The sequence below is a fragment of the Microbacterium resistens NBRC 103078 genome (genome assembly GCF_001552355.1).
Lineage (GTDB): Bacteria > Actinomycetota > Actinomycetes > Actinomycetales > Microbacteriaceae > Microbacterium > Microbacterium resistens.
On the sequence record NZ_BCRA01000079.1, the window covers coordinates 1 to 5,725 of the forward strand.

A 5,725-nucleotide genomic window follows, 5' to 3' on the forward strand; every position below is an offset into this window, starting at 1 on the left:
GCCGACGACGCGGGAGCCCCCGCGCCCGCGGACGCACGGTACACGCCGCCGCCGGCAACCGGATCCTCGGCCCCAGACCCCTCGCAGGCGTTCGCCTCGGCGCTCGGCGGTGCGGCGCGCCGGATGGGGATCGACGCGCCCGCCGACGCCCATGCCGGGCACGTGGTCTGGCGGGCGATGGGCGGCTGGCGGGGAGTTCTGGAGTCCGTCCTGCCGAGCCTCGCGTTCGTCCTGATCTACACCCTCCGACCGGAGCCGCTCGTGCTCTCGCTCGGGATCTCCGTCGGCCTCGCCGCGGTCTTCTCCGTCGTGCGCCTGGTGCAGAAGTCGCCGCCGTCCGCCGCGATCGGCGGCCTGGTCGCCGTCGCCTTCGCCGCGGGGCTGGCGCTGTGGACCGGCCGGGGACAGGACAACTTCGTCCCGGGCTTCTTCACCAACGCGATCTACGGCTCGGTCCTGCTCGTCTCCGCGCTGGTCGGGTGGGCGCTCATCGGCGTCGCGGCGGGACTGCTCATGGGGGAGGGGCAGGCCTGGCGCGCGGATCGCCGCAAGCGTCGTGTGTTCTTCTGGCTGACCGTCGCATGGGCGTCGCTGTTCTTCGCCCGTCTCGCCGTGCAGCTCCCGCTCTACTTCGCCGGGAACGTCACGGCGCTGGGCACGCTGAAGATCGTGATGGGTCTGCCGCTGTTCGCGCCGATGGTCGCCGTCACCTGGCTCGCGGTCCGTGCTCTGTACCCGCGCGACGCGCCCAAGGAAGCGGCCGATCGCTCACCGGATGCGTGATAGATTTATCTCGACATCAAGATAAATCGACACCCTTTCGCTCGCCCGGGTCGAGGCGCAGACTGGTTAGGTCCGCCTTGCTAGCCCTGTCGCCCAGCGGGCGAGCAAGATGGAGTCGCCTGTCGCTCCCATCCGATCAGAAGGAGACGGATTCGTGTCCACGGTGAACAGCTTCGGTGCCCAGAGCACCCTGACGGTCGGCAGCACCGACTACGAGATCTTCCGCATCGACACCGTGCCCGGTTTCGAGAAGCTCCCCTTCAGTCTCAAGGTGCTCCTGGAGAACCTGCTCCGCACCGAGGACGGCGCGAACGTCACCAAGGCGCAGATCGAGGCCCTGGGCAGCTGGGACCCGTCGGCGGAGCCGGACACGGAGATCCAGTTCACGCCGGCCCGCGTGGTCATGCAGGACTTCACCGGCGTCCCCTGCATCGTGGACCTCGCCACCATGCGCGAGGCCGTGACGGCCCTGGGCGGCGACCCGAGCAAGATCAATCCGCTCTCGCCGGCCGAGATGGTGATCGACCACTCCGTGATCGCGGACCTCTTCGGGCGCCCGGACGCGATCGAGCGCAACGTCGAGATCGAGTACGAGCGCAACGGCGAGCGGTACCAGTTCCTCCGCTGGGGCCAGACGGCCTTCGACGACTTCAAGGTGGTCCCCCCGGGCACCGGCATCGTGCACCAGGTGAACATCGAGCACCTGGCGAAGGTCATCTACGACCGCTCCGTGAACGGCGTCCTCCGCGCCTACCCCGACACCTGCGTCGGCACCGACTCGCACACGACGATGGTCAACGGCCTGGGCGTCCTCGGCTGGGGCGTCGGCGGTATCGAGGCCGAGGCGGCGATGCTCGGCCAGCCCGTCTCCATGCTCATCCCGCGCGTGGTCGGCTTCAAGCTGACCGGCGAGATCCCGGCGGGCGTCACGGCCACCGACGTCGTCCTCACGATCACCGACATGCTGCGCAAGCACGGCGTCGTCGGCAAATTCGTCGAGTTCTACGGCGAGGGCGTGGCCTCCGTCCCGCTCGCGAACCGCGCGACCATCGGCAACATGTCGCCGGAGTTCGGCTCGACCGCGGCGATCTTCCCCATCGACGACGTCACGCTCGACTACCTGCGCCTGACCGGTCGCGAGGAGCAGGCGGTCGCGCTCGTCGAGGCGTACGCCAAGGAGCAGAAGCTCTGGCACGACCCCGCCAACGAGCCGCAGTACAGCGAATACCTGGAGCTGGACCTCGGAACCGTCGTGCCCTCGATCGCCGGCCCGAAGCGCCCGCAGGACCGCATTCTGCTGTCCGAGGCGAAGTCCCAGTTCGAGAAGGACATCGTCAACTACGCCACGCCCTCCACATCGGAGGACATCGTCGACGCGGACGCGTTGGGCACCTTCCCCGCCTCCGACCCGGGAGCGGTGCCGGGCGATGAGCACACCCACACGGGCGAGGTGCTGATCTCCAGCGGGTCGCCGCACGTGGCGTCCAAGCCGGTGAAGGTGAAGACTCCGGACGGGCAGAAGTACCTGCTGGACAACGGTGCGGTCACGCTCGCGGCGATCACGTCCTGCACGAACACCTCCAACCCGTCGGTGATGATCGCTGCGGGCCTGCTCGCGCGCAAGGCGCTCGAGAAGGGCCTGAAGCAGAAGCCCTGGGTCAAGACCACCCTCGGCCCCGGTTCGAAGGTCGTGACCGACTACTACGAGAAGTCCGGCCTGGACAAGGATCTCGAGGGTCTCGGGTTCTACACCGTCGGCTACGGCTGCACGATCTGCATCGGGAACTCCGGCCCGCTGATCGAGGAGGTGTCCGCGGCGATCAACGAGCACGACCTCGCCGTCACGGCCGTCCTCTCCGGCAACCGCAACTTCGAGGGGCGCATCAGCCCCGACGTCAAGATGAACTACCTGGCCTCGCCGCCGCTGGTGGTCGCCTACGCCCTGGCCGGATCCATGAACTTCGACTTCGAGTCGGACCCGCTGGGCACCGACGCGGACGGGAACGACGTCTTCCTCAAGGACATCTGGCCCGCCCCGGAGGAGGTCCAGGAGATCATCGATTCGTCGATCTCGCGCGACCAGTTCATCAAGCAGTACGCCACCGTCTTCGACGGGGACGAGCGCTGGACGAGCCTTCCCACCCCGACGGGCCCGATCTTCGAGTGGGACGCGGACTCGACCTACGTCCGCAAGGCCCCCTACTTCGACGGCATGGAGCGCACGCCGGCACCGGTCACGGACATCACGGGCGCCCGCGTGCTCGCGACGCTCGGCGACTCGGTGACGACCGACCACATCAGCCCCGCCGGCAACATCAAGGCCGGCACCCCGGCCGCGCAGTACCTCACCGAGCACGGCGTGGCGCAGAAGGACTTCAACTCGTACGGCTCGCGCCGCGGCAACCACGAGGTGATGATCCGGGGCACCTTCGCGAACATCCGCCTGAAGAACGCCCTGGTCAAGGCCGTCAACGACGGACAGCAGATCGAGGGCGGCTTCACCCGCGACTTCACCCAGCCGGGCGGTCCGCAGGCGTACATCTTCGACGCCTCGCAGAACTACCAGGCGCAGGGCACGCCGCTGGTGATCTTCGGCGGCAAGGAGTACGGCTCGGGGTCGTCGCGCGACTGGGCGGCCAAGGGCACGAACCTCCTCGGCGTGAAGGCGGTCATCACCGAGAGCTTCGAGCGCATCCACCGGTCGAACCTCATCGGCATGGGCGTCGTCCCGCTGCAGTTCCCGGCCGGCGAGTCGTGGGAGTCCCTCGGTCTCGACGGCACCGAGATCGTGTCGATCTCGGGCCTGGAGCAGCTCAACGAGGGCGTGACGCCGAAGACCGTCAAGGTCACGGCCGAGCCGAGCGAGTTCTCGCCCGAGGGGAAGCAGACGATCGAGTTCGACGCGGTCGTGCGCATCGACACCCCCGGTGAGGCCGACTACTACCGCAACGGCGGCATCCTCCAGTACGTGCTGCGTTCGCTGGTCTGAGCCGCGAGAGACAGGGACCCCCGAGAGCCGCGACTCTCGGGGGTCCTTCCGTCTCTCACGGGAACCGTGCAGCGAGACCTCAGGCGGTCTCGGGTCCGACGTAGCGGGACGACGGCCGCAGGATCTTGCCGTCGCCGGCCTGTTCGACCGCGTGCGCGCCCCAGCCGATGATCCGCGCCGCGGCGAACGTCGGGGTGAACAGCTCACGCGGGATCCCGCAGGCCTCCATGACGACGGCCGCGTACAGCTCGACGTTGGTGCGCAGCGAGCGCCCGGGCTTGAGCTCCTCGAGGACACGGATGACGGTCCGCTCCACGGCCACGGCGAGATCGACCCGGGCGCCGGCCAGCCCGTCGGCGCGCAGCGCGAGCGCGACCTCCCGGAGCAGCCGGGATCTCGGATCCTCGGTGCGGTACACGGCATGCCCGAAACCCATGATCCGCTCGCCGCGGAGGACGCGCTCGCGTACCCACGCGTCGGCGTGGTCCGGGTCCCGCACGTCGTCGAGCATGTCCAGCGCGCGGGCGGGCGCGCCGCCGTGGAGCGGGCCCGAGAGCGCGCCGAGGGCCCCGCCGACGCAGGACGCGAGGTCGGCGCCGGTCGAGGCGATCACGCGCGCCGTGAACGTGGATGCGTTGAAACCGTGGTCGATCGCCGCGGTGAGGTACGTCGCGAGCGCGCGGGAGAGACGCGGGTCGGGCCGCGCCCCGGTGAGCATGCGGAGATAGTCCGTCACCGGATCCAGCGACGGGTCGGGCGGGACGGGAACGAGGCCTGCGCCGAGGCGGTGCTGGGCGGCGACGAGCGTGGGGGCGACCGCGGCGATCCGCAGGGCGTCGTCGATCCGGCCGTCCGGATCCTCGTCGTAGAGGGCCGGTCTGCCGTCCGCGGCCGAGACCAGCGCGATGCCGGTCCGCAGCAGCGCCATGGGGTCCAGGCCGCTCCCGGCGAGCGCGGCGAGGCCCTCGGCGGCCTCCGTCGGCAGGGCGCGCAGGGCGCCGATCCGCCGTCGGAACGCGGCCCTGGCCGCGTCGTCGGGCAGCGGCGCGCCGAGGGCGACGAGGTGCCAGGCGTCCTCGAAGCGGGCGTCGGCTGCGAGGTCGGGTCCGGAGACGCCGCGGTAGTGGAAGGTCCCCTCGGCGCCCCGGACGTCACCGATCGCCGTCTCCGCGACCACGACGTTCGTGAGGCCGCGGGGCACCTCGATGGGGCGGTCGTCATCGCGTTCCACGGTCATGGCCATGCGTCGGCTCCTCTGCTCCTTCCCGTCGCCGGACGCGACGGGATCGCTTTCACGATCCGATATGGACGGCGCTATCGTCAATGTTGATCGGATCAATGGGAGCGAGATGGACCGACTCACGGCCGCACAGGCCGCCGCCCGGCTCGGGGTGAGGACCGAGACGCTCTACGCCTATGTCTCGCGCGGGCTCATCTCCCGAGATCGCGACGGCCGTGGATCCTCCTTCGACGTCCTGGAGGTCGAGCGCTTCGCCCGGTCGCGGCGACGCAAGCCCGAGGCCGTCCGCGGTCCGGCACCCGCGGCCGGCTCGGACGGCAGCCCGCTCGGCGTCATCGACACGGACGTCGCACTGATCGACGACGGCGAGCTCTGGTACCGGGGGATCCCGGTGACCGACCTCGTGTTCGGCGAGGGAGACGTCGACGGCGCGGGTATCGGCCGGTTCGACGCCGTGGTGCGCTGGCTCCTGGAGGGGACGGCGCGACCGGACCCGGACGCCGAGCCGCTGCCGTCGCCCGGGACGGTGTCGTACGCGCGCCGCGCTCTCGACGTGCTTCCCTCCGAGGCGCCGGCGTTCAGCCGCCTGCTCAGCGCCGTCTCCGCGCTGGCAGCCACGGATCCGGAGCGGTTCGATCTCGCGCCGCCGACGGTCGCCCGCGTCGCCGTCCGTCTGATCGGGGGACTGACCGACGCGCTGCCGCTGCTCGGCC

Annotated in this window: 3 protein-coding genes and 1 pseudogene; 3 read left to right on the forward strand and 1 reads right to left on the reverse strand. The window is 70.4% G+C overall.

Annotation, left to right across the window (positions count from 1 at the left end):
- Both MR1_RS13420 and MR1_RS13425 read left to right on the forward strand, forming a co-directional pair.
- Positions 1–783, forward strand: a 783-nt coding sequence (locus tag MR1_RS13420; RefSeq protein ID WP_067247747.1) for a DUF3159 domain-containing protein, incomplete at its 5' end; no start/stop codon positions are given.
- Between the two features lie 109 nt (positions 784–892).
- Positions 893–3,772, forward strand: a complete 2,880-nt coding sequence (locus MR1_RS13425; protein WP_174522545.1) for an aconitate hydratase — start codon at positions 893–895, stop codon at positions 3,770–3,772.
- 79 nt (positions 3,773–3,851) lie between these two features.
- On the opposite strand, the gene MR1_RS13430 is transcribed toward MR1_RS13425, so the two are convergent.
- Positions 3,852–5,015: a citrate/2-methylcitrate synthase gene (locus MR1_RS13430; protein ID WP_255218156.1), complete on the reverse strand. Its 1,164-nt coding sequence runs from the start codon at positions 5,013–5,015 to the stop codon at positions 3,852–3,854.
- A gap of 106 nt (positions 5,016–5,121) precedes the next feature.
- On the opposite strand from MR1_RS13430, the pseudogene MR1_RS13435 reads away from it, so the two are divergent.
- Positions 5,122–5,725, forward strand: a pseudogene (locus tag MR1_RS13435) (citrate synthase); the annotation flags it as partial.

Excerpts from the sequence above, each read along its gene's own strand:
- MR1_RS13425 (WP_174522545.1), top strand. The coding sequence starts at position 893 with ATGGAGTCGCCTGTCGCTCCCATCCGATCAGAAGGAGACGGATTCGTG.
- MR1_RS13430 (WP_255218156.1), bottom strand. The coding sequence starts at position 5,015 with ATGGCCATGACCGTGGAACGCGATGACGACCGCCCCATCGAGGTGCCC.